The organism is Arthrobacter sp. TMN-49, from assembly GCF_054511095.1.
Genome location: NZ_JBTNDH010000017.1, coordinates 13,400 through 36,839 on the forward strand (window position 1 = coordinate 13,400; position 23,440 = coordinate 36,839).

Sequence of the window (23,440 nt, forward strand, 5' to 3'; positions counted from 1 at the left end):
AATATCAAGACCCTGAAAGTGGCGCTCCTTGGCGCCGGGAATGTGGGCTCGCAGGTGGCCCGCATTTTGCTGGCCGACGCCGACGCCTTGGCTGCCCGAACAGGTGCCCGTTTGGAGCTGGTGGGCATCGCCGTGCGGAACGTTGATGCCCCCCGTGAGGTTGAGCTGCCCCGTCAGCTGTTCACCACCGACGCGTCGGCGTTGGTGCGCGGAGCCGACATTGTCATCGAGCTCATGGGCGGCCTGGAGCCGGCCCGCACGCTGATTCTGGAAGCCATTGAGCACGGCGCCACAGTTGTCACCGGCAACAAGGCGCTGCTGGCGGTAGACGGCCCCACCCTGTATGAGAAGGCCGACGCCGCAGGTGTGCAGCTTTCCTTCGAGGCGGCCGTGGCTGGCGCCATCCCCATTCTGCGCCCCATCAATGACAGCCTGGCCGGGGACAAGATCACCCGCATCATGGGCATTGTCAATGGCACCACCAACTACATCCTGGACGCCATGGATTCCACCGGCGCCCAATTTGCCGACGCCCTGGCCGAGGCCACCCGGCTCGGCTATGCCGAAGCTGACCCCACGGCCGACATTGAGGGCCACGACGCCGCCGCCAAGGGAGCCATTTTGGCGTCGTTGGCCTTCCACACCCGCTTTGCGCTGGAAGATGTTCACTGCCAGGGCATCACCGAGGTGACGGCTGCCGACATTGCAGCGGCCAAGGACTCCGGCTATGTCATCAAGCTCCTGGCGATTGCCGAGAAGCTTGGCAGCGGTGTCAGCGTGCGCGTGCACCCGACGCTGATTCCCCGCGAGCACCCGCTCGGTGCCGTGCGTGGCGCCTTCAACGCTGTGTTTGTTGAGGCTGAGTCTGCCGGTGAATTGATGTTCTACGGCCGCGGCGCCGGGGGAACCCCCACAGCGTCGGCCATCATGGGCGATGTTGTCTCGGCCGCCCGCCGCATGGTCTTGGGCGGCCCGGGCCGCACCGAATCCACCATTGAAGTGTTGGAGGTGCTCCCGATCGAGGCCGTCTCCACCCAGTATTACATTGGCCTGGACGCGGCCGACCAGCCAGGTGTGCTGGCGAAGATTTCGGCGCTCTTTGCCCAAAATGGTGTCTCCATTGAGACCATGCGGCAAACAGTGCACAGCGAACGCGATGAGCAGGACGGGCCCGGCTCGGCCGAGCTGCGCATCGTCACGCACCGTGCCAGTGAGGCTGCCCTGTCAGCAACTGTTGAGGCCATCAAGGGTCTTGACATCATTAATTCCGTAACAAGTGTCTTGAGGGTGGAGGGAGTCTAATGGCTCACCAGTGGCGCGGAGTAGTCCGCGAATATGCAGAGCGTTTGCCGGTCACGGCAGAAACCAAAATCATCACCCTGGGTGAAGGTGGCACACCGTTGGTGTTCGCCCGGCACCTTTCGGAGCTGACAGGGTCCACGGTCTACCTGAAGGTGGAGGGCATGAACCCCACCGGTTCCTTCAAGGACCGCGGCATGACCATGGCCATGACGGCGGCCGTGGCGGCCGGCGCCAAGGCTGTGGTGTGCGCCTCCACCGGCAACACCTCGGCATCCGCTGCAGCCTACGCCAAGGCTGCCGGACTCACCTGCGCGGTGTTGGTGCCGGAAGGCAAAATCTCCATGGGCAAGCTCAGCCAGGCTGTGGCGCACGGCGCCACCATCTTGCAAGTTGACGGGAACTTTGACAACTGCCTCGATGTTGCCCGCAAACTGGCCGACTCCTACCCGGTGTTCCTGGTGAACTCGGTCAACCCTGCACGCATTGAGGGCCAGAAGACGGGCGCCTTTGAAGTCGTTGACGCCCTGGGCGACGCACCGGACTACCATGTGCTGCCCGTCGGCAACGCAGGCAACATCAGCGCCTACTGGAGGGGCTACCGGGAATACTGCGCACCGTACGAGTCGGCGGAAAACGGCACACTGCCTGCAGTCTCCACACACACCCCCATCATGTGGGGCTTCCAGGCTGCGGGCGCCGCGCCGTTCGTTGCCGGCCACCCCATCACCGAACCGGACACCATCGCCACGGCCATCCGCATTGGCAACCCGGCGTCCTGGGACATGGCCATTGCGGCCCGCGACGAGTCCGGCGGTCTCATCGAAGCCGTGAGCGATGACGAAATCCTGGCCGCCCACCGCTGGCTTTCAGCCAAGGAAGGCGTCTTCGTGGAGCCGGGCTCGGCAGCCGGTGTGGCGGGCTTGATCAAGAAGCACGCAGCGGGCGAGGTGCCGGCAGGGAAAACGTTTGTCATCACCGTCACCGGCCACGGCCTGAAGGACCCCGACTGGGCCCTGAAGAACGCCGACGGCAGTTCCGTCACCCCCACCTCGGTGGCCTTTGACGTCGTCACGGTAGCCAACGCACTGGGTCTGACGGACTAGGCGCACACCATGGCAGCCCCGCTTCTGAAAACTCCTCTGCAAGGGTCCACGGCGACCGTGCGCGTCCCCGGCACCAGCGCAAATCTTGGCCCCGGCTTTGATTCGCTGGGCTTGGCGGTGTCCCTGTATGACACCTTAAGCATCACCGTGCTGGCGACGCCGGAACTGGAGTTTGAGCTGAGCGGGGAAGGGGTGGAGCAGCTACCCCTGGACGCCAGCCACCTGGTGGTTAAGACCTTGGACATTGCCTGGGCTCGCCTGGGCTACAGCCGTGGTGGGGTGCGCGTGGCGGCGAACAACGTACTCCCACACGGCCGTGGCCTTGGCTCCTCGGCATCGGCCATCGTGGCAGCCATCATGGCGGCCAACGCCTTGGTCGCTCCGGCCGATCAACAAGACGCCGCATGGGTTTTGCAATTGGCGTCCGAGCTGGAGGGCCACCCGGACAATGTGGCTCCGGCGATCTTCGGTGCCGTTGCGCTCTCATGGCAGGAAGGCACAGGATTTGCCAGCGCCAAGCTCACGCCGTCGGGCCGTGTGATTCCCGTGGCTGCCATTCCCGATGTGGAATTGAATACGGCACGTGCCCGCGGCATGCTGCCAGCCACCGTGCCGCACGCAGATGCCGCAGCGAATGCGGGCCGGGCAGCGCTGTTGATGCACGCTTTAAGCGCCGAACCGCGGTTCCTGCTCGCCGGCACCCGGGACTATCTGCACCAGGACTACCGCGCCGAGGCCATGCCCGGCAGTGCCGCGCTGGTGGCGCAATTGCGTGAGGAGGGCCATGCTGCCTTCATTTCAGGTGCCGGACCAACCGTGATGACACTCGCCAATGGCGTCGATGAAGCCGAGCAGATAGTGCGCCGCATCACAGAACTGGGCGCAAACGCGTCCATGCCAGCGGTTTCCGGCGTGTCTTGGCGTGTTCTTCGGCTCCAGGTGGACCTTGAAGGTGCTAAAGTGGAAGTGCATCCCAGCTCATAAACACCTTCCCCAGGTAGCTTTCAATTAGCTATTGTGGAAATGAAATATGTTTATTGGCCTTTGGTGCCGCTCTTACGGCCCGCGTTATCTTGCGCGGTGCCTGCTGGATTGGGCAACGGTAGCCGCCGAAGCGATCCAGAGAATCACACCATTTGAGATTTGATTCAAAGAGTGAATTTCACCATTCCATTTCACCCCTTGCTTTGTGGGGAAACGGAATGGAACCTCAGATTTTTCCCTGTGAGCCTGTGCGGCAACAACAGAGGAATCTGTCACTAATCATCGCGGCCCCAATAATTGGGCCCGCCATCGAGGGGGAAGGATCCTTCGTGACCGAAACCATTACTTCAGCCGCTGCTCCCACAGCTGCTGATGCGGACACCACAACGCAAGCACCTGCCAAGTCCGCCGGACTGGCCGGGCTGAAGCTGGCCCAGTTGCAGGTTCTGGCTGGCCAGTTAGGTATCACTGGCGGTTCCAGGATGCGCAAGGGCGATCTTGTTGAGGCCATTTCAGCTCACCAGCGCGGCTCATCCGTTGCCGACCGGCAGGGTCGGAGCGCAAAAGCTCCCGCAGCGTCGGCACCGGCCAAGACGGCCGAGCCCGTTGCCGAGGCCAAGGTAGCTGCCGAGGCCAACGCTGGTGCCACGGATGCCCCCGAGCGTCCCGCCCGTGGCCGCGGCCGCACCCGCCGTGCCGCCAGCAGCGACGGCATCATCACCACTGACGTCAGCGCCCAGGCCGGCGTGGTTGCCCAGGCCCCGGCCGCCGTCGAGCTGCCTGAGCCCGCCGTTTCCGAGAACGACGGCGAGAACCGCCGCCCGACGCGCACTCGCAACCGCCGTGCCCAAGGTGGCGGACGCCAGCAGGACGGCGCCACCGAGGCTGCTCCCGCCGTCGAATCCGCTCCGGTCGAGACCACCGAGGCCGAGAACGCCCCCGGCGAAAACGCTGAAGGCAACGATCGCAACCAGCGCACCCAGCGCAACAACAACGATCGGGGCCAGCGGAATCAGCGCAACTCCGGTGACCGCAATGCTGCGGAGCGCACCACCGGAGATCGCAACACCAGCGATCGCAACGCCAGCACCGACGACGAAGACGGCTCGCGCAACAACCGCAACCGCCGCAACCGTCGTGACCGCAACGTCAACGACTCTTCCGAGCGTAACGACCGCAACGACCGCGGTGGCAACAACAGGGGCAACGATCGCAACGACCGTTTCCGCGACAGGAATGAGCGTCGCCGCGGCCGCAACGCTGGTCCCGACTTCGATGACACCGAGGTCACCGAGGATGACGTGCTGCTGCCCGTCGCCGGTATCTTGGACATCCTGGAAAACTACGCCTTTGTGCGTACCTCCGGCTACCTGCCCGGCTCCAACGATGTTTACGTTTCCTTGTCACAGGTCAAGAAGTACAACCTGCGCAAGGGTGATGCGGTGGTTGGTGCCATCCGTGCACCGCGCGAAGGCGAAGATCGCAGCCAGGCGCAGACCGCGCGCCAGAAGTTCAACGCCCTGGTGCGCGTCACCAGTGTCAACGGCAAGAGCCCGGACGAGCTTAAGGACCGTGTTGAGTTCTCCAAGCTGGTGCCGCTGTACCCCTCCGAGCGGTTGCGCCTGGAAACCGATCCCAAGAAGATCGGCCCCCGCGTCATCGACTTGGTGGCTCCCATCGGCAAGGGCCAGCGCGGTTTGATCGTGTCCCCGCCCAAGGCCGGTAAGACACTGATCCTGCAGTCGATTGCCAACGCCATCACGATCAACAATCCTGAGGTTCACCTCATGATGGTTCTTGTTGACGAGCGTCCCGAAGAAGTCACCGACATGCAGCGCACCGTCAAGGGAGAGGTTATTGCCTCCACCTTCGACCGCCCCGCCGATGACCACACCCAGGTTGCCGAGCTGTCCATTGAGCGCGCCAAGCGCTTGGTGGAAATGGGCATGGACGTTGTTGTTCTCCTGGACTCCATGACCCGTTTGGGCCGTGCCTACAACAACTCCGCCCCGTCCTCCGGACGTATCCTCTCCGGTGGTGTGGATTCAGCGGCCCTGTACCCGCCCAAGCGTTTCTTCGGTGCTGCCCGCAACATTGAAAACGGCGGCTCACTGACCATCTTGGCCACGGCACTGGTGGAAACCGGTTCCAAGGCTGATGAGGTCATCTTCGAGGAGTTCAAGGGCACGGGCAACATGGAACTGCGCCTGTCCCGCCAGCTGGCTGACAAGCGCATCTTCCCGGCCGTGGACGTCAACGCCTCCGGTACTCGTCGCGAAGAGAACCTGCTCTCCCCGGAAGAGGTCAAGATCATGTGGCGCCTGCGCCGCGTACTCTCCGGCCTGGAAATGCAGCAGTCGCTTGAACTGCTCACCTCCAAGATCCGTGAAACAGGCTCCAACGTCGAGTTCCTCATGCAGATCCAGAAAACAACTCTGGGCTCCAAGGCCGAACAAGACAAATAGCTACTCACACTAATCCGCCTTCGTGATGATGGGGGCCCGCCGCTGTGCTGGCGCCCATCATCACCTCGGGCGGATTAGTGCGTTAACTGCCATTGCGTGATGGCACCGCCAGCGGACCATCTTGAAGTTATTAGACTTGACTCATGTCGAGAGAGGTTTTGAAATGTTTGAATCAATCCATGGGCTCCTAGATGAGCACGCCGAGTTGCAGATGCGCCTCAGCGAGCCCGAGGTGCACGCCGATCAGTCACTGGCACGTAAGCTGGGGCGCCGCTATGCGGAACTGAGCAACGTGGTCGAAGGCTACCACCAGGTTGAGTCAATCAGTGATGACCTTGAGGCTGCCAAGGAAATGGCCGCCGAGGACGCGGAGTTTGCCGCCGAAGTGCCCGTTTTGGAACAACAACTGGCGGCCGCGCAGGAGAAACTGCGCCGCCTGTTGATCCCGCGTGATCCGGACGACGCCCGCGACGTCATCCTTGAAGTGAAGGCCGGTGAGGGTGGCGATGAGGCCGCCTTGTTCGCTGCCGACCTGGTGCGCATGTACACCCGCTACGCCGAAAACCGTGGCTGGAAGACGGAGATCATCTCGGCCACCCATTCGGATCTTGGCGGCTACAAGGACATTTCCATCGCCGTCAAGGGCCGTTCCAACGACCCGGCGGAAGGTGTTTTTGCCCGCCTGAAGTTTGAAGGCGGGGTGCACCGTGTGCAGCGCGTGCCGGCCACCGAGTCTCAGGGACGCATCCACACCTCAGCAGCAGGTGTTTTGGTGCTGCCGGAAGTTGATGAGCCCGAAGAGGTGGACATCAACCAAAACGACCTCAAGATTGACGTTTACCGTTCCTCCGGCCCCGGTGGCCAGTCGGTTAACACCACCGACTCCGCCGTACGTATCACGCACTTGCCCACGGGCATTGTGGTTGCCATGCAGAACGAGAAGTCACAGTTGCAGAACCGTGAAGCCGGCATGCGCGTGCTGCGGGCCCGCATCCTGGCCCACCAGCAGGCCATCATCGACGCCGAGAACTCAGCCGTGCGCAAGTCGCAGATTCGCACCATGGACAGGTCGGAGCGCATCCGCACGTACAACTACCCGGAAAACCGGATCGCCGACCACCGCACCGGATACAAGGCCTACAACCTGGACGCCGTCATGAACGGTGACTTGGAAGCTGTTGTTCAGTCGGCCATTGTGATGGATGAACAAGCCCGGTTGGATGCTCTGGGTGACCAGTAGCCTCGCTGACGCTGTTGCGAGTGCGACGGCGGCCCTCGCGGCCGCCGGCGTGCCCTCACCGGCCGTTGACGCCCAGCTGTTGGCCGCGCACCTTCTCGGTGTGAGCCGGGGTGAGGTGGCGGCCATGTTATTTGGCACAGCTGTAGCACCTGACGGGTATGCGGGGCTGGTGGCGCGGCGTGCCGCGCGTGAACCCCTGCAGCACATCACGGGCATCGCCTACTTTAGGCACCTTGAACTGGCCGTGGGCAAGGGCGTGTTCGTGCCGCGGCCGGAGACCGAATCGGTGGTTCAAGTGGCCCTCGACGTATTAGCACAGCTGCGCCAAGAAAGCGGTGTCGAGGCTGAACTTCTCGCCGTGGACCTTGGCACGGGATCCGGTGCGATCGCCGGGGCTCTGGCCACGGAATCGGCGGGAACCACCGTGTACGCCGTCGAACTTAGCGATGACGCTTATCCGTGGGCTGCGAAGAACTTGGCCAACACCGGCGCCACCTTGGTCCACGGTGACATGTGCGACGCTTTGGCCGAACTGGATGGCAGCGTTGATGTGGTGGTGTCCAATCCGCCGTATATTCCAGCCGATGCCATCCCGCGGGATCTCGAAGTTCGCCTGCACGATCCGCAGATGGCGCTTTACGGTGGGGGAGCGGACGGCATGGAAATGCCCAGGGCTGCCGCGGCCGCTGCAGCCCGGCTACTGCGTCCGGGTGGGTTCTTCGTCATGGAGCATGCAGAGGTGCAGGCTGCGCAAATGGCGGAGTTGTTTGAACGCAGCGGCCATTGGGACAAGGTGCGCACACACCTGGATTTGACCGGGCGGGACCGGGCCACCAGCGGCTATCGGCGCGAGAATATTGCGCGCTAACTTCATGATTGGCAGTTCGCGTTCAAATCTTTGGGCGCCGTGATGAAAGAATGAACTTGTGAGTACCACATCTTATGACTGCACCAATGATGAGCAACGCGCGCAGGGTCTGGCCCACGCACAGAAAGCCATCGCCGCCAAGCAAGTAATCGTCCTGCCCACGGACACTGTCTACGGCGTGGCCGCCGACGCGTTCTCTCCGCAGGCTGTGGCCACCTTGCTGGCTGCCAAGGGCCGCGGGCGCAACATGCCACCTCCTGTGTTGATGCCGCGCATAGGCACCATGGAGGGCCTGGCCACGGAGATTCCCGACGATGCCCGCAAGCTGGCGGAAAAGTACTGGCCAGGTCCGCTGACCTTGATTTTCCATGCCCAGCCTTCATTGACGTGGGACCTGGGTGACACCGTGGGAACCGTGGCCTTGCGGGTCCCCGATGACCAGCTGGCTCTTGATCTGCTGACGCTCACCGGTCCCCTTGCCGTATCAAGCGCCAATCGGACGGGGCAGCCGGCGGCGCAGACGGCCGACGCGGCCCGCAGCCAACTGGCCGAATCAGTGGAAGTGTACTTGGAAGGCGGCGTCAGGCCGTTGGCGGGAGCCGACCCCGTCCCCTCCACCATTGTTGACGCCACGGGCGTGCGCCTGCGGGTGGTCCGGGAGGGTGCCATTACCCTGGCCGAGATTCAAAGGATTGTGCCCAGCGCGTTGGGCTCCGAACCGGAACCCGAGATGTGGTCCCCGCCGAGCCTGGCCAAGGACGAACCGGTCCCGGCCGAAGCCGAAGAAGCCGACGCCGAAACAGCTGATGAAACCGACACGGTTATCGACCTGAGCAAGCCCGAGACCGAAACTGCGGCGGCATCAGACGCCGCCGTCGAGTCTGACACTGGTGTTGTGGCAGAAACCTCGGCAGAATCCGTGGATCTGGACAAGAAGGATCCTGAGACCACGGCTTAGGCACCAACTCTTGCGGTGACTGGACAGATAATGCCGCTTTGCCACTGGCAAAGCGGCATTATCTGTCCAGTCAGGGTTGTGTTTCCTTAGCCGAGTTGGACGTGCTCGCCCCGTTCGGTTTCCGGCCCGTCCTGGCCCTCGCCCAGCGATTCCCACATGGCCAGGTGGGCCATGAAGTGTTCGGGTACGGCGCCGTGCCAGTGCCAAACGCCCGGGGGTGTAGCCGGTGTCGCCCTGGCGCATTTCAACGATCTCCCCGCCGCGGGACTCGACAAGCCCCGTCCCGTCAGTGACATGGAGCGTCTGGCCGTTGGCATGGCGGTGCCATGCTGTGTGGGCGCCCGGAGCGAAGCGAACCAGGTTTACGCGCAGCCGGGAAGGGAACTCGCGGACCTCGGATCTTGGTCCACGGGCACAACCGTATGTCAGGACTGTGAATTGTGGCAGGCGCTGTTGGTACCTGTTGCGCTGAGTGCGCATTGGGCCGAGCGTTACAGGGTCAGGCTGACGCTTTCCAGCAGTGGCCCGATGGTGGCTGTGGGAACCAACCCCACCTGCTCTGCCCAGCCGGGCGTTTGCGCCTGGCCCAACCACATGAGTTCCACCCGGCGAAGGGGACCGTGCAGGCGTTCGCCCAGGAGTGCCGACACAAAATAACCTGAGGCCAGAAGTGGCCGGCACAGCCAGGCCGGAACCACCATGGGTGCCTGTCCGCCGGCGGCGGCAAGGACGTCAGTGACGGAAAGCCCCTCCCACGGCTGCAGCACAACTGCCGGAACGGGGCCCGGGAATGCGCCGGTCTCCACGACAAACCACGCTAGGGCGTCAATGGAGCTCACGGGCGTGGGGGCCGTTCCGGGGGAGGCCACCGAGGCAAGGGGTGAGGCAGCAATTTTGGCCAGCGACAAAGTCGTGGCCCGGCTCGGTCCCTGCACGGAGGTGGCCCGAATAGTTACCACGGTCAGGGTTGCTGCGCCGGATTGCGCAGAGTCGTCAGCGAGTACTTCCAGAACTTCCTCGCCAAGTGCCTTGGTACGTGAGTACGCCGAGAACGGTGCCCTGTCTGGTGTTTCGTCAATCACCCGGCGATGACCCTGAACGGAGGCGCTGCTCAGATGCACCAGGCGTTTCACCCCGGCCGCTTGTGCCGCCACAGCAAGGACGGCAGGCAGGAGAGCGTTGGCCCCTGTCAGGGACGCAGATCCGGGGTCGCCGGGAGTTGCGAGTCCTGCGGCATTGATGAGGACATCTACGCCGGCCAGTGCGTCAAGCAGGGCGGCATAGTCCGTGCCAGCCACCCCGGAGGTGACGGGCGAGGCGGCGAACTGGCGCGCCTGCTGGGCGAGGTCCTGTGCAGTGGTTGCAACGCTGCTCAGTCGTGGCGCGGCAAGAATGCCCACCTCCAGGCCGCGGTCGCGGAGCTCGCCAACCACTGCCCTGCCCACAAAGCCGGAGGCTCCCACCACCAGCCAGCGCAGCCCTGGTGCATCACCGCTCACGGGAGTTCACCGCCGCTGTGGCGTTGCGCCAACACGGGCATCGGGTCAAAGTCTGTTGCGGCGAGAATCCTTCTGGACTCCAGCCAGCCTTGCCAGAGCTTGCCGCCGCCACGCAGGGTCCTTTCCACAGCTATCAAGCGCAGGACCTCCTTGGCGGCCGTCAGGGCGGTGCCCAGAGCGAAGCCAACGGTGTTGAAGCGGCCGTGGACGCGCAGGTATTGCCCCACGAGCCCCCGGTTGCGCATGACGTAGTAGCGGCTCAGATCGGAGGAGTCATTGAGGTGCCGGATGCCCAGATCCACGCTGCGCTGGGCGCGTGCCTTGTGCAGCACAAACTCGTTGACGTACCGCACGGGCCGTTGGCGGGAAATCAACCAACCATAGGTGGTGTCATCCCAATTGAGGAAGAAGCGTGGGTCGGGCAGGCCAACGGCCCGCACGGCGTCGGCGTGCACCAGCATGCCCTCGAAGCAGCCCACATTGGTGGCAAATTCGTTGGAGTGCCTAAAAACGTCCCCGCGCACGGGCAACGGGAAGCCCAGGAAGGTGCTGAAGTTGTGCTGCCAATAAAACGGCGCCCCCGATGCGTCGTAGCGTCGCCCGATGATGGCGTCGTATTTCTCCATCCACGGGGCGAAGGCGCCGATCGCGCCGGGAACTGTGGTGACGTCGTCGTCCATGAGCCACATCCATTGGGCGCCCTCGGCCAGGGCGCGCTCCACACCGGCACAGAAACCGCCCGAGCCGCCCGAATTCACGCCCAGCTCGTGATGAATCACGGTGATGGGCGGCGTCAGGGCGGCAAAGTGCGCGCCGGCCTGCTCAATGACCGACACTGTGCCGTCAGTGCTGGCGTTATTGACAACAATCACGCCATCCGGGGCCGGATCCAGGACGGCAATCGAGGACAAAAGATCGGCAAGGTAGTCCGCACGGTTATACGTGGTGATGACAATGAAAAACTGTTCCCGCCGGCTCAAACTCAAAACGTCTGATCCTTCACGGGGCCAAACTTTGCTCCACGCAGCCCGGCCCCGTACGTGCTGGCCCATTTCGCCAGACCCTTGAAGTCGCCCTTCTTGAGGAAGAACAGCGGATAGCCGACGGCGTCGGCCACCAAGGAGCGCACGCGGCGGTGCTTGCGCGTGAGGAAGCCGCGGTTGCGGTAGTAGTAAAAGCGTTTGAACGGTGTCTCCGGCACCAACACGTGCAGGCGGTCGCCCAGGACCTCCTGCACCTCGCCCCAGCCGGCCGGATGCGTCAGGGCCACGGAGGTGACGGTGCCAAACTTCACCTTGGCTTCGCGAAGGCGCAGCATAAAGTCTGTCTCATCGCCGCGGATGAACAGGCGCAAATCGGGCAGCCCCACTTTGAAGAAGACATCGCTGCGGATCAGGGCGCCGTTGAAGAACTGGCCAACGTTGTCAATGAAGCCCAGCGGCTCCACCACCGCGCGGTCATGCGTCAGGTGGCCCTCAATACGGAACGGAAAAGATAACTTGGTGGGCTCGCCGGGAGCCACAATCAGGGGCACCACCACCTCAAGATCCCGGGCCTTGGCCGCGGCCAACAGCGTGGCCAGACAGGCGGGATCTTCGGGATGGGCGTCGTCGTCCATGATCCACACCCACTCGGCACCGGAGGCGATCGCGTTCAAGATGGCCAGCGAGAACCCGCCGGCACCACCCAAATTGGCCAGCGAACGCACATAGTTGACAGGAGCTGGTGCCTCGGCGGCAATGTGGCCCACGGGCTGGGTGCCGGAATCAATCAAGGCAATGGCGTGTGGCGTGTGGGTTTGCTGTGAAAGGGCCCCCAACAATGTGCGTACGTCATCGGGCCGGTCAAAGGTGACGGCGGCGACGGCTACGGTATCGGTCAAGGAGGGTCCTCTCGGGCGGTGCTCGCGGCGATACGCGGCATCCGGCACGGCTAAACAGTGAGTAATCATCGGAAGGCATTACTATTCTTGTGTAGCCTCCACTTTAGTACAGTCACCATCTTGTGAGCTGTTGCGCCGTGGACAAGAGGGCCTTAGTCAGCAAGAACCGGGCAGAATACGGAAACACGAATCACGTTGAATACCTCCAGCACGCAGGCAGGCGGGAAGCCCGCAGTCACTTCCGGGGACGGTGAACGTAAACCGCGTTTGTGGCTTTGGTCACAGGCAATTCTCGATTCCCTCGCGTGGGCGGTGGCCCTCTTTCTGGCTGTTCTGCTGCGCTACGAGCTTGATATAGCCCTCATTAACTTTGTTGGCCTGGCCGCACTGATAGCTGTTGCTGTTGCCACGCAGCTCATTGCCGGCTGGTACATGGCCCTGTACCGGGGCCGGTACACCTTTGGCAGCATCCACGAGGCCCGGGTGCTCATCGCCGTGACGTTGATAGTGGGCGTTGTCACCAGTGTGGTCCTGTCACTTTTCATCAACGAACTCCACATTGCCCGTTCAGTGGCCATCATTGCCTTCCCGTTCGCGGCCCTGTCCATGGCGGCCGTGCGGTACGCCAAGCGGCTCTATGTTGAGGGCAAACCGATCTTTGGTGAAGAAGCCCAAAGGACACTCATCTACGGTGCAGGTTTTCTCGGCAACTCCTTGGTGACGCGCATGGTCCAAGACCCGGAATCACCCTATGTCCCGGTGGGTCTCATCGACGACGATGCCGCCAAGAAGCACCTGCGCCTGAGCTCGGTGGGTGTTTTGGGCGGTGGGCGTGAGCTCCCGGACATCATCAGGCGCACCAAGTCCACGGTGGTGGTCCTTGCCGTGGCGCACATCAGTGCCAAGCGTATCCGCGAGATTTCAGACAGTGTGGCGGGCCTGGGCGTGAAGGTCCTGGTGCTCCCGCCGCTGCAGGAGATGCTCAGCAGCAACGCCAATCGCGACAACAAGGGCGGGCTGACTGATTTCCGTGAGATAGACGTTGCCGACCTCATTGGCCGCACCCCTGTGGAAACCCAGGTGGCGGAGATTGCCGGCTACATCAAGGGCAAGCGGGTGCTTGTCACGGGCGCCGGCGGCTCCATCGGCTCCGAATTGTGCCGCCAGCTGCACAATTTTGAGCCGGCCGAACTCATCATGCTGGACCGTGACGAATCAGGTCTTCAGCACACGCAAATGTCCATTGTGGGCCATGGCCTGCTGCAGGATGCGAACATTGTTTTGGCTGACATCAGGGACGCTGATTCGCTGAACGAAATTTTCACCCAACGCCGCCCCGAGGTGGTGTTCCACGCCGCAGCCCTCAAACACGCCCCGTTGTTGCAGATGTACCCCAAGGAGGGTTGGCAGACCAACGTTCTGGGCTCCCTGAACGTGCTCCAGGCCGCCCGCAGTGTTGACGTTGAAACGTTCGTCAATATTTCCACCGACAAGGCCGCCAGCCCCACCACCGCCTTGGGCCATTCCAAACGCGCAGCCGAGAAACTCACCGCCTGGATGGCCGGGGAGACCGGCAAACGCTATGTTTCGGTGCGTTTTGGCAATGTGATTGGCAGCCGCGGCTCCATGCTGCCGTTGTTCACTGACCAGATCAACAACGGCGGTCCCGTCACTGTCACCCACCCGGAGGTGACGCGTTTCTTTATGACCATCCCCGAAGCGTGCCAACTGGTGATCCAGGCCGGTGCTATCGGCCATGGCGGTGACGTCCTGATCCTGGACATGGGGGAGCCGGTGCGCATCATGGATGTTGCCGAACGCATGATCGCCATGTCGGGGCGGGACATCAAGATCAAGATCACCGGCCTGCGCCCCTCGGAGAAACTGCACGAACAGTTGACGGGTGAGGATGAAGTTCAAGATCCTGACGGGCACAAGAAGATTTCGCACACCCAGGCCCGGCCCCTGAACCCTGCCGAGCTGGATCTGGCGCTGTGGCTGCAGCGGTGCCGTGATGAGGCGGGCGATGACGCCCCCAGCATTGATGACTCCGACGGCGACGTTGCGGCGGGAGCGTAATGGAACTCTGGGCTTTTCTAACAGTCGGCGCCCTCGCGTTGGTCCTGGCCGTGCTCCTGCCGCTGGTGGTTCGCCCACTCCTGGCCAAGGCGGGCGTCCTTGACGTCCCCAACGCGCGCTCCTCGCACCAGATTCCCACGATCCGCGGCATGGGAATTACGACGGCGGTCGCGTTGCCTGCCGCCGTGCTCGTGGCAATCTTCCTGCCCCAGTCCGGAAATACACGCCAAGGCGCACTGACGCTTGTGGTCATTCTGGCGCTCATGCTGGCCGCGGCAGCCATTGGCTGGTTGGAGGATATCCGCGGCTTGAGCGTGAAAGTCCGGGCCAGCTTGCAGCTCCTTGTGGGCGGCGCGGCGACGGCGGCCGTGGCCATTATTGATCCGGGTCAGCAACAGCTCTGGCTCATTCCGGCCGGCGCCATTGCCGTTGCCGCCTACATCAACGTGGCCAATTTTATGGACGGCGTCAACGGAATCTCCGGGATGCACGGCCTGCTGGTGGGTGGCCTGTACGCCTACGCCGGCTACGCCACGAACCATGCCTGGCTTGTCTATGTGGGCATTGCCATCGCCATGGCTTTTGCCGGCTTCCTGCCCTGGAACCTTGGCCGCAACAATGTGTTCTTAGGCGATGTGGGCAGCTACTTGCTCGGCGCCTCCATAGCTGTCACAGCCATGTGCGCCTTCCTTGCCGGCGTTCCGGTGGAGTATGTTTTCTCCCCGGTACTGATCTATCTGACGGATACCTTTGTGACGTTCCTGCGCAGGCTGCTGGCCGGGGAGCGGTGGTATGTGGCGCACCGTGAACATGTCTACCAGCGCCTGACAATTGTTGGGCTCAGTCACCGTGCGGCAACTGCTGTGGTGTCCCTGGCAACGCTGTTGGTGAGTGTTCTGGGCATTGTTGCGGCCCAGGGCGGGGAACTTGTCCAGCTCCTGGCCACGGCTGCCGGGTTCGTGATTGTGCTGGCCTATTTGCGCTCCCCAACGCTGTTTCAGAGCTACCTTCGACGACGCGTCCAACGCAGCCGCTAAACTTGGGCGACCCGCGCGTCGTCATGAACTTCTATCTCGTGTAGAATTCCCTACGGCGACAACCACCCAATCTTCCCCACCTTGGAGTTCCCATGAAGGACAAAAACGCCCAACATGGCGCTGCGCGAGGTCATGTTGTGGCCTCCGGTCCCACTGCGAGCCCCAGTTGGAACATCCTGAAAAGATGCCTGCTGGTGGGTGGGATGGCACTTGCGGTCATGGTGGTTGTGGCGTTCTTCTTCACCGACACTCACGGCGTACTGAGCGTGCTGTTTGGCTCGCTGCTGGTCATGGCCTTCTTTGGGCTGAGCCTGTTAGTGGGCCACCTTGTCAGCAGGCGGATGCCGTCAGCTGTCATGGGCGTGTTTGTCATGACGTACTTTGTCAAGGTTGTGGGTTTCGCAGCAGTGCTTTTTGCTCTCGGCACCCCCACCTGGCTGAACAAGCCCTGGTTCGCGGCAGCCGCCGTCGTCAGTGTCTTGTTGTGGCAGGCCACCGAGGTGGTCATCTTCAGCAAGCAGCGTTTCTTGTTCTTTGACGAACCGGCAGCGGTGGATCCGCAGGACAAAAACGATGCAAAGGATCTTCCACATGGCGAATAAGAACCCGGCCGACCACGAGCCACACCACGCGGTTGTCCCACCCAAGTCTGATGCCGCAAAGCTGGACTACACCTACATTATTGGCGGAATCCTGCTCTGGGGTTTGATAGGGTGGGGATTGGATAATTTGTTGCATACTGGTTGGATTCTGTTCGCTGCCCTACCTGTTGGGGCGGTGTGCGGATATTTTCTGGCCCGGCATCATCAAAGGCATGGTCGCCGCGATGATACGCCGCAACAATGACTCCCACCATCAGACTTTCTCACGGTGCTGACCATCTCTTGATGGGCCGCCACACTTGCCCTATGACCGAAACTGCAGAGAGGACAGCGCGTTGACCGCGTTTGCGCTTCCGATGGCCTCGAATGACGGTGGCTTCATCCCACCGACGATTAGTGACACCCACCTCCCAGACATCCTTCCCTGGATGGCCGAATACGGCACTGGGTTTGGCAAGCAGATGGTAATGATCATCTTGTCGGTGGTGCTGATCACTTGGTTCTTTATGGCCGCGATCCGAAACCCGAAACTGGTTCCGGGTCGAGTCCAATACTTCGCCGAAGGCTTCTACAGCTTCGCGCGCAACACAGTTGGCCGGGACATCATGGGTGAGAAGAACTTCCGCCCCTGGGTACCGTTGCTCTTCTCCGTGTTCATGTTCGTGCTGCTGAACAACCTCTTTGGTGCTATTCCGTTCTTGCAGCTACCGTCCTTCTCCCACGCCGGCAGTGCTTATGCAATTGCTTTGATCATCTACTTCACGTGGATTGGTGTTGGCGTGCAGAAGCACGGTATCCGGTTCTTCAAGCTGGCAGTTGTTCCCGCCGGTGTTCCCGGCTGGATCCTGCCGCTGCTGGTGCCGTTGGAAATCATTTCCAACTTCATTGTTCGCCCGCTGACGCACTCCTTGCGTTTGATGGCGACAATGCTTGCGGGTCACATGATTGTGGTCCTCGCAGCTAGCGGTGCACGGTACTTGATCACGGAACAAGACAACCTCCTGCTCAACGGCACCGGCGTTGCGGTGATCCTCGGTTTTGTGGCCATGTATGGCTTGGAACTGTTGATCATGGTGCTGCAGGCGTTTGTGTTTACCCTGCTGACAGCTATCTACATCCAGGGCAGCCTGGAAGCTGACGCACACTAATTTTTCCTCGCATCACCATAGTTTTTCTCGAATAAAGAATCACCTCACAACCTGCCGGCACAATGCCGGTATCTTGAAAGGAACGAAATGGAACTCCACGGCTCGCTCAACATGATTGGCTACGGCCTGGCAGCAATTGGCTCGGCTATTGGTGTGGGTATGATCTTCGCCGCCTACATCAACGGTGTAGCTCGCCAGCCGGAAGCCCAGCGCATCCTGCAGCCCATCGCTCTGCTTGGCTTCGCCCTTGCAGAAGCACTGGCCATCCTTGGTTTGGTCTTCGCCTTCGTCGTTGGCGTCTAGTCCAAAGACTTGTGGGTCTTTTTCAAACGAGGCCCGTTGTTCATGGACGAATATCAGATTAAGGATTAGTGAGAAATGATTACCGCAGAAGTAATCCTCGCTGCTAGTGAGGGTGCAAACCCACTCCTGCCTAACCCGTGGGAAATTCTAGTCACGGCTGTCGCTTTCGCTGTCCTGCTCTTCGTGGTGAAGAAATTCATCGCCCCCACCTTTGAGAAGTCATACACGGATCGTGTAGAAGCCATCGAGGGCGGGATTGAGAAGGCAGAAGAGGCTCAGGCCGAAGCTAACGCCCTCTTGGAGCAGTACAAAGCGCAACTGCTGGACGCTCGCACGGAAGCTAACAGCATCCGCGAGAGTGCCCGCACAGAAGGCGCACAGATCCTGGCCGACTTGAAGGCGAAGGCTGCAGAGGAATCTGCACGCATCACCGCTCAGGCCCAGGTTCAGATCGAATCCGAGCGTGTTGCCGCGGTGAACTCCCTCCGTAGTGAGGTTGGCACACTGGCAACACAGCTGGCAGGCAAAATCGTGGGCGAAGCCCTTAACGATGATGCGCGTTCCAACCGTGTGGTTGAGCGCTTCCTGACCGATCTGGAAAACCAGGCGAACGCGGGTGTGTCGAAGTAATGGCAGGTGTATCGAGCAAGTCATTGGCAGCGGCTTTGGAGTCGTTGGAACCCAAGCTTGCCACTGCGTCGATCGCATTGGCTCAGGACCTCTTTTCCATCTTGGAGCTCCTTGACAGCAACGCCGGCCTACGCCGCGCCCTGACTGATCCCACTCGTGAGAGCGCGGATAAGGCAGCACTCGTTGCCAAGCTCCTGGCAGGCAAGGTGAGTCCGGAGGCACAGCACGTGTTCCTGGAACTTGTTGCCTCACGATGGAGCTCGGCACGTGACCTTGGCGATGCACTAGAAGTCTTGGCAGCAACGTCGGCGATTGCGGTTGCTGAAGGTCAAGGTGACGGCTCTGCCAACCTGGACAAGCTTGAAGAGGAACTCTTCACGTTTATCCGAGTTGTTGGGTCCAGTCATGATCTGCAGCGTGCGTTGGACGACACGCAAGCCACAGGATCGGCAAAGGGCGCCTTGGCGCTTCGCGTTGTTCCGGCGGCAAGTGGCGTCTCCGCGCTGTTGATCCGCCAGGCCGTAGTAGCCCCTCGCGGGCTCAAGCCCACGGCCTTGGTGCAACGTTTCGTGGAATTGGTTGCCAAACGCCAGCAGCGTTGGATTGCCTACGTCAGTGTCACTCGTGAACTGAACGTTGAGCAGTTGACCCGACTGCAGGCCGGTTTGAACAATCTCTATGGTCGCGAATTGAAGATCAATGTCAATATCGACCCGACATTAGTCGGCGGAATCAAGGTTGTTGTGGGGGATGAGGTTGTTGACGCAACCGCAGCCACCCGACTTGCCGAACTTCGCCGCCGGTTGGCAGTCTAAGGAACTTTTCGTTTCTTAGTAGCCAGTCCACAACAGACTGAATCAAACATTTAGGCTACCGCCGCCCACAATTTATGCGGCGGTATCCACAACTTAGGAGAGCAGGGACTGCAGATGGCCGACTTGACCATCAATGCCGACGACGTCCGCAATGCCTTGAATGAGTTCGCAGCGTCCTATGAACCGGGCAACGCAGAGCGCGTCGAGGTTGGCCGCGTCACCACGGCAAGTGACGGCATTGCCAAGGTAGAGGGACTTCCCTCTGTCATGGCCAACGAGCTGCTTCGTTTCGAAGACGGCACACTGGGCTTGGCCCAGAACCTGGACACACGCGAGATCGGCGTGGTTGTCCTTGGCGACTTCGCCGGCATCGCCGAAGGTCAGCAAGTCCACCGTACCGGGGAGATCCTCTCCGTGCCGGTTGGCGATAACTTCCTTGGCCGCGTCGTTGACCCCTTGGGTCAGCCGATTGATGACCTGGGCGAGATCGAATCCGAAGGCCGCCGCGCCTTGGAACTTCAGGCACCTGGTGTTACCGAGCGCAAGTCGGTTCACGAACCGCTGCAGACCGGTTTGAAGGCCATTGACGCCATGATCCCGATCGGCCGTGGCCAGCGTCAGCTGATCATTGGTGACCGTCAGACAGGCAAGACGGCTTTGGCCGTTGACGCCATCATCAACCAGAAGGCCAACTGGGCTTCCGGAGATGTCAAGAAGCAGGTTCGTTGCGTTTACGTAGCAATCGGCCAGAAGGCATCCACGATCGCTGCTGTTCGCCAGACCCTGGCTGACCACGGCGCGTTGGAGTACACCACCATTGTGGCTTCTCCGGCATCTGACCCGGCCGGTTTCAAGTACTTGGCACCGTACACCGGTTCGGCCATTGGCCAGCACTGGATGTACGCCGGCAAGCATGTTCTGATCGTCTTTGATGATCTGTCCAAGCAGGCTGAAGCCTACCGCGCAGTTTCACTGCTGCTGCGTCGCCCACCGGGACGCGAAGCCTACCCCGGTGACGTGTTCTACTTGCACTCCCGCCTTCTGGAACGTTGTGCCAAGCTCTCTGACGAGCTCGGCGCAGGTTCAATGACCGGCTTGCCGATCATTGAAACCAAGGCGAATGACGTTTCGGCCTACATTCCGACAAACGTTATTTCCATCACCGATGGCCAGATCTTCTTGCAGTCTGACCTCTTCAACGCCAACCAGCGTCCCGCTGTTGACGTGGGTATCTCCGTATCCCGCGTGGGTGGTTCGGCACAGGTCAAGGCCATGAAGAAGGTTGCCGGTACTTTGAAGCTGGAACTGGCTCAGTACCGTGACATGCAGGCTTTCGCCATGTTCGCCTCCGACTTGGATGCTGCTACCAAGCAGCAGCTGACCCGTGGTGCACGCCTGATGGAACTGCTCAAGCAGGGTCAGTACGCACCGTTCCCGGTCGAGAACCAGGTTGTTTCCATCTGGATGGGCACCACCGGCCACTTGGACAACGTCCCGGTGGAGGATGTTCTCCGCTTCGAGACCGAGTTCCTTGACTACCTGCGTCACCGCACGTCGATCCTGACCACGTTGGCTGAAACCAACCTGCTGGAACCCTCGACTGTTGACGCGCTCAAGTCCAATATTGACGCCTTCAAGAAGGGCTTCTTTGCGGAGGGCGATGACCACTTGGTTGGCGCCGGCCACGAAGAGTTCGGTGCTCTTGCCGCCGAGGACGTTGACCAGGAAAAGATCGTCAAGCAGAAACGCTGACACCATCTTTGATTTGGGTTGTTGGCCCTTAACGGGCCAACAACCCAAACAAGGATAAGGAAAGGACAAACATGGGAGCCCAGATACGGGTTTACCGCCAGAAGATCTCATCGACCACGTCGATGCAAAAGATCTTCAAGGCGATGGAACTTATCGCTGCGTCCCGCATTGGAAAGGCACGTGTACGTGTCGCGGCATCCTTGCCGTACTCCAATGCGATCACCCGTGCCGTTTCTGCCGTTGCGTCCCAGTCCGAGGTCGACCACCCGCTGACAACCGAGCCGGATCAGATCCGCCGGGCCGCAGTATTGGTGATGACTTCCGACCGTGGTCTTGCCGGTTCCTACTCCGCCAGCGTTATGAAGCAGGCAGAGCACCTCATCGAATTGCTGCACGGAGAAGGCAAGGACGTCTCGACCTATTTGGTCGGCCGCAAGGCACAGGCATACTTTGACTTCCGAGGTCGCGATTACGCCAAGGTGTGGACCGGTGGAACGGACGCCCCGGAATTTGAAACTGCACGTGAACTGCGCGTCGCCCTGCTACAGGACTTCGCAACAGACTTTGAAGTGGGTGGTGTGGATGAAATCCACGTCGTTTACACCCAGTTCAAGTCAATGATTCTTCAGGAGCCGACAGTAATTCGTCTGCTGCCGCTGGAAGTTGTTGAGGAAGAAGTTGAATCCTCGGATGACCTGTTGCCGCTGTACGAGTTCGAGCCGCAGGCTGAAGACGTCCTGGACGCCTTGTTGCCGCGGTACATCGAATCACGGATCTTCTCGGCATTGTTGCAGGCCGCAGCTTCCGAGCTCGCGGCACGTCAGCGGGCCATGAAGTCCGCAGGTGATAACGCCAGCGATCTGATCAAGAAGTACACGCGTCTTCGTAACAACGCCCGTCAGGCTGAGGTTACGCAGGAGCTCTCCGAGATTGTTGCGGGCGCTGATGCGCTCAACGCGTCTTAGTAGCCCAATTCATACTTATTCAATGCCATCTACACAAGTGAAGTGAGAGAGATGACTGCCCAACTTAACGAGCAGGGAACCGCAGCGAAGGCCGGTGCCACAGGCCGCATTGCGCGCGTCATCGGCCCGGTTGTCGACGTCGAATTCCCGGCTGACGGCATTCCCGCCATTTACAATGCACTCACCACCGAGATCACTCTCAACGGTGAGACCAAAACCATCACCTTCGAAACCAGCCAGCACCTTGGCGACGGCCTCATTCGCGCCATCTCCTTGCAGGCTACCGACGGACTTGTCCGCGGTACCAGCGTGCAGGACTTGGGATCACCCATCACCGTGCCTGTTGGCGACGGCGTCAAGGGTCATATCTTCAACGTTTTGGGCGAACCCCTGGACGTGAAGGAATCGGAGCTTAACATCTCCGAGCGCTGGCCCATCCACCGCAAGCCCCCGCCCTTTGCCAGCCTCGAGGGCTCCACGGAGATGCTCGAGACAGGTATCAAGTCCATTGACTTGCTCACCCCGTACATCAAGGGTGGAAAGATTGGTCTGTTCGGTGGTGCCGGTGTCGGCAAGACCGTGTTGATCCAGGAAATGATCACCCGTGTGGCACGTAACTTCGGTGGTACTTCGGTATTCGCCGGTGTGGGCGAGCGTACCCGTGAAGGTAATGACCTGTGGGTTGAAATGGAAGAAGCAGGTGTTCTTAAGGACACCGCGCTGGTCTTTGGCCAGATGGATGAGCCGCCGGGAACGCGTCTGCGCGTCGCCCTGTCAGCCCTGACCATGGCCGAGTACTTCCGCGACGTGCAGAACCAGGACGTGTTGCTCTTCATCGACAACATCTTCCGTTTCACACAGGCCGGTTCCGAAGTTTCCACGCTGTTGGGCCGTATGCCTTCAGCCGTGGGTTACCAGCCCAACCTTGCCGATGAGATGGGTCTCCTCCAGGAGCGCATCACCTCGACCAAGGGCCACTCCATCACGTCAATGCAGGCCGTTTACGTGCCCGCTGATGACTACACGGACCCGGCCCCGGCCGCAACGTTCGCCCACTTGGATGCGACCACGGAACTTTCCCGTGAAATTGCTTCTCGTGGACTGTACCCGGCCATCGATCCGCTGACGTCCACGTCACGAATCCTTGACCCGCAGTACGTCGGTCAGGCTCACTACGACACGGCTGTCCGCGTCAAGCAGATCCTGCAGAAGAACAAGGAACTCCAGGACATCATCGCGATCCTCGGTATCGACGAGCTCGGTGAAGAAGACAAGATCGTTGTCTCGCGTGCTCGCCGTATCCAGCAGTTCCTCTCGCAGAACACCTACACGGCCAAGCAGTTCACGGGCGTCGAAGGCTCCACGGTTTCCATTGCGGACACCATTGAAGGCTTCACCGCCATCTGCGACGGCGACGTTGACCACATTGCCGAGCAGGCGTTCTTCAACATCGGTGGCATGGATGATGTTGAGCGTCAGTGGGCTGCAATCCAGGAATCGACGAAGTAATCATGGCTAACCTCGAAGTTGAAATCGTAGCGGCTGACCACGCTGTGTGGTCAGGCGCAGCGACCCTTGTCAAGGGGTTTACCAGCGAGGGCGAGATCGGGATTCTTCCCGGCCACTCCCCGTTGCTCGCGGTTTTGGCGCCGGGCTTGCTGGAGATCGCACCAGAGAACGGCAGCCGTTTCACGGTGGACGTTGATGGCGGCTTCTTCTCCGTTGACAGCAACCGGGTCGTGATCGTTGCTGATGGTGCTCGTCTCCACGAGGGTACCGCAGCAAACGCAGGGATTCGCTAGCAATCA

General features: G+C 61.1%; 23 protein-coding genes. 19 read left to right on the forward strand and 4 right to left on the reverse strand.

Annotation, left to right across the window (positions count from 1 at the left end):
- Nucleotides 1-3: 3 nt before the first annotated feature.
- From ACX80E_RS09540 to ACX80E_RS09570, 7 genes are all read left to right on the forward strand, one after another.
- Nucleotides 4-1,302, forward strand: coding sequence for a homoserine dehydrogenase (locus ACX80E_RS09540; protein ID WP_459301749.1), 1,299 nt, complete (start codon nucleotides 4-6; stop codon nucleotides 1,300-1,302).
- Nucleotides 1,302-2,405 (forward strand): threonine synthase, encoded by a 1,104-nt coding sequence (thrC, locus tag ACX80E_RS09545; RefSeq protein WP_459301678.1) that lies wholly within the window; start codon nucleotides 1,302-1,304, stop codon nucleotides 2,403-2,405. Before ACX80E_RS09540 ends, thrC begins: the two co-directional genes overlap by 1 nt.
- Before the next feature lie 9 nt (nucleotides 2,406-2,414).
- Complete coding sequence (gene thrB / locus ACX80E_RS09550; RefSeq protein WP_459301679.1) at nucleotides 2,415-3,389, forward strand: homoserine kinase; 975 nt, start codon at nucleotides 2,415-2,417, stop codon at nucleotides 3,387-3,389.
- A gap of 329 nt (nucleotides 3,390-3,718) precedes the next feature.
- A complete protein-coding gene (gene rho / locus ACX80E_RS09555) occupies nucleotides 3,719-5,854 on the forward strand; it encodes a transcription termination factor Rho (protein WP_459301680.1) in 2,136 nt (711 codons plus the stop codon).
- 163 nt (nucleotides 5,855-6,017) lie between these two features.
- Nucleotides 6,018-7,094: a peptide chain release factor 1 gene (prfA, locus tag ACX80E_RS09560; protein WP_459301681.1), complete on the forward strand. Its 1,077-nt coding sequence runs from the start codon at nucleotides 6,018-6,020 to the stop codon at nucleotides 7,092-7,094.
- Entirely contained in the window at nucleotides 7,084-7,962 is an 879-nt protein-coding gene (gene prmC, locus ACX80E_RS09565) for a peptide chain release factor N(5)-glutamine methyltransferase (RefSeq protein ID WP_459301682.1), read from the forward strand. Before prfA ends, prmC begins: the two co-directional genes overlap by 11 nt.
- A gap of 58 nt (nucleotides 7,963-8,020) precedes the next feature.
- On the forward strand, nucleotides 8,021-8,920 hold the full coding sequence (locus ACX80E_RS09570; protein ID WP_459301683.1) for an L-threonylcarbamoyladenylate synthase: 900 nt from the start codon (nucleotides 8,021-8,023) through the stop codon (nucleotides 8,918-8,920).
- Here the strand turns inward: ACX80E_RS09570 and ACX80E_RS09575 are convergent.
- The 4 genes from ACX80E_RS09575 to ACX80E_RS09590 are packed head-to-tail and all read right to left on the reverse strand — an operon-like array spanning nucleotide 8,825 to nucleotide 12,301.
- On the reverse strand, nucleotides 8,825-9,400 hold the full coding sequence (locus tag ACX80E_RS09575; protein WP_459301684.1) for a cupin domain-containing protein: 576 nt from the start codon (nucleotides 9,398-9,400) through the stop codon (nucleotides 8,825-8,827). The two genes, ACX80E_RS09570 and ACX80E_RS09575, sit on opposite strands and share 96 nt — an antisense overlap.
- An 11-nt stretch (nucleotides 9,401-9,411) precedes the next feature.
- On the reverse strand, nucleotides 9,412-10,419 hold the full coding sequence (locus tag ACX80E_RS09580) for an NAD-dependent epimerase/dehydratase family protein (RefSeq protein WP_459301685.1): 1,008 nt from the start codon (nucleotides 10,417-10,419) through the stop codon (nucleotides 9,412-9,414).
- A complete protein-coding gene (locus ACX80E_RS09585) occupies nucleotides 10,416-11,405 on the reverse strand; it encodes a glycosyltransferase (protein WP_459301686.1) in 990 nt (329 codons plus the stop codon). The genes ACX80E_RS09580 and ACX80E_RS09585 overlap by 4 nt, the downstream gene beginning before the upstream one ends.
- A complete protein-coding gene (locus ACX80E_RS09590; RefSeq protein WP_459301687.1) occupies nucleotides 11,402-12,301 on the reverse strand; it encodes a glycosyltransferase family 2 protein in 900 nt (299 codons plus the stop codon). Before ACX80E_RS09590 ends, ACX80E_RS09585 begins: the two co-directional genes overlap by 4 nt.
- Before the next feature lie 267 nt (nucleotides 12,302-12,568).
- On the opposite strand from ACX80E_RS09590, the gene ACX80E_RS09595 reads away from it, so the two are divergent.
- The 12 genes from ACX80E_RS09595 (at nucleotide 12,569) to ACX80E_RS09650 (ending at nucleotide 23,434) form a co-directional block, all read left to right on the forward strand.
- The gene (locus ACX80E_RS09595; protein WP_459301688.1) at nucleotides 12,569-14,380 is read left to right on the forward strand and encodes a polysaccharide biosynthesis protein; all 1,812 of its coding nucleotides are present in this window, start codon (nucleotides 12,569-12,571) and stop codon (nucleotides 14,378-14,380) included.
- Complete coding sequence (locus tag ACX80E_RS09600; RefSeq protein WP_459301689.1) at nucleotides 14,380-15,417, forward strand: MraY family glycosyltransferase; 1,038 nt, start codon at nucleotides 14,380-14,382, stop codon at nucleotides 15,415-15,417. The genes ACX80E_RS09595 and ACX80E_RS09600 overlap by 1 nt, the downstream gene beginning before the upstream one ends.
- A gap of 92 nt (nucleotides 15,418-15,509) precedes the next feature.
- A complete protein-coding gene (locus ACX80E_RS09605) occupies nucleotides 15,510-16,019 on the forward strand; it encodes a hypothetical protein (protein ID WP_459301690.1) in 510 nt (169 codons plus the stop codon).
- On the forward strand, nucleotides 16,009-16,263 hold the full coding sequence (locus tag ACX80E_RS09610; RefSeq protein WP_459301691.1) for a hypothetical protein: 255 nt from the start codon (nucleotides 16,009-16,011) through the stop codon (nucleotides 16,261-16,263). Before ACX80E_RS09605 ends, ACX80E_RS09610 begins: the two co-directional genes overlap by 11 nt.
- A gap of 91 nt (nucleotides 16,264-16,354) precedes the next feature.
- Nucleotides 16,355-17,167 (forward strand): F0F1 ATP synthase subunit A, encoded by an 813-nt coding sequence (atpB, locus tag ACX80E_RS09615; RefSeq protein ID WP_459301692.1) that lies wholly within the window; start codon nucleotides 16,355-16,357, stop codon nucleotides 17,165-17,167.
- A gap of 87 nt (nucleotides 17,168-17,254) precedes the next feature.
- Nucleotides 17,255-17,470, forward strand: a complete 216-nt coding sequence (locus ACX80E_RS09620) for an ATP synthase F0 subunit C (protein ID WP_038463392.1) — start codon at nucleotides 17,255-17,257, stop codon at nucleotides 17,468-17,470.
- Nucleotides 17,471-17,545: 75 nt separating this feature from the next.
- Nucleotides 17,546-18,100: a F0F1 ATP synthase subunit B gene (locus tag ACX80E_RS09625; RefSeq protein ID WP_459301693.1), complete on the forward strand. Its 555-nt coding sequence runs from the start codon at nucleotides 17,546-17,548 to the stop codon at nucleotides 18,098-18,100.
- Entirely contained in the window at nucleotides 18,100-18,915 is an 816-nt protein-coding gene (locus ACX80E_RS09630; RefSeq protein WP_459301694.1) for a F0F1 ATP synthase subunit delta, read from the forward strand. The genes ACX80E_RS09625 and ACX80E_RS09630 overlap by 1 nt, the downstream gene beginning before the upstream one ends.
- Nucleotides 18,916-19,029: 114 nt before the next feature.
- The gene (gene atpA / locus ACX80E_RS09635) at nucleotides 19,030-20,667 is read left to right on the forward strand and encodes a F0F1 ATP synthase subunit alpha (RefSeq protein ID WP_459301695.1); all 1,638 of its coding nucleotides are present in this window, start codon (nucleotides 19,030-19,032) and stop codon (nucleotides 20,665-20,667) included.
- Between the two features lie 71 nt (nucleotides 20,668-20,738).
- The gene (locus ACX80E_RS09640; RefSeq protein ID WP_459301696.1) at nucleotides 20,739-21,632 is read left to right on the forward strand and encodes a F0F1 ATP synthase subunit gamma; all 894 of its coding nucleotides are present in this window, start codon (nucleotides 20,739-20,741) and stop codon (nucleotides 21,630-21,632) included.
- A gap of 51 nt (nucleotides 21,633-21,683) precedes the next feature.
- The gene (gene atpD / locus ACX80E_RS09645; RefSeq protein WP_459301697.1) at nucleotides 21,684-23,141 is read left to right on the forward strand and encodes a F0F1 ATP synthase subunit beta; all 1,458 of its coding nucleotides are present in this window, start codon (nucleotides 21,684-21,686) and stop codon (nucleotides 23,139-23,141) included.
- A gap of 2 nt (nucleotides 23,142-23,143) precedes the next feature.
- Complete coding sequence (locus tag ACX80E_RS09650) at nucleotides 23,144-23,434, forward strand: F0F1 ATP synthase subunit epsilon (RefSeq protein WP_459301698.1); 291 nt, start codon at nucleotides 23,144-23,146, stop codon at nucleotides 23,432-23,434.
- The last annotated feature ends 6 nt before the right edge of the window (nucleotides 23,435-23,440 follow it).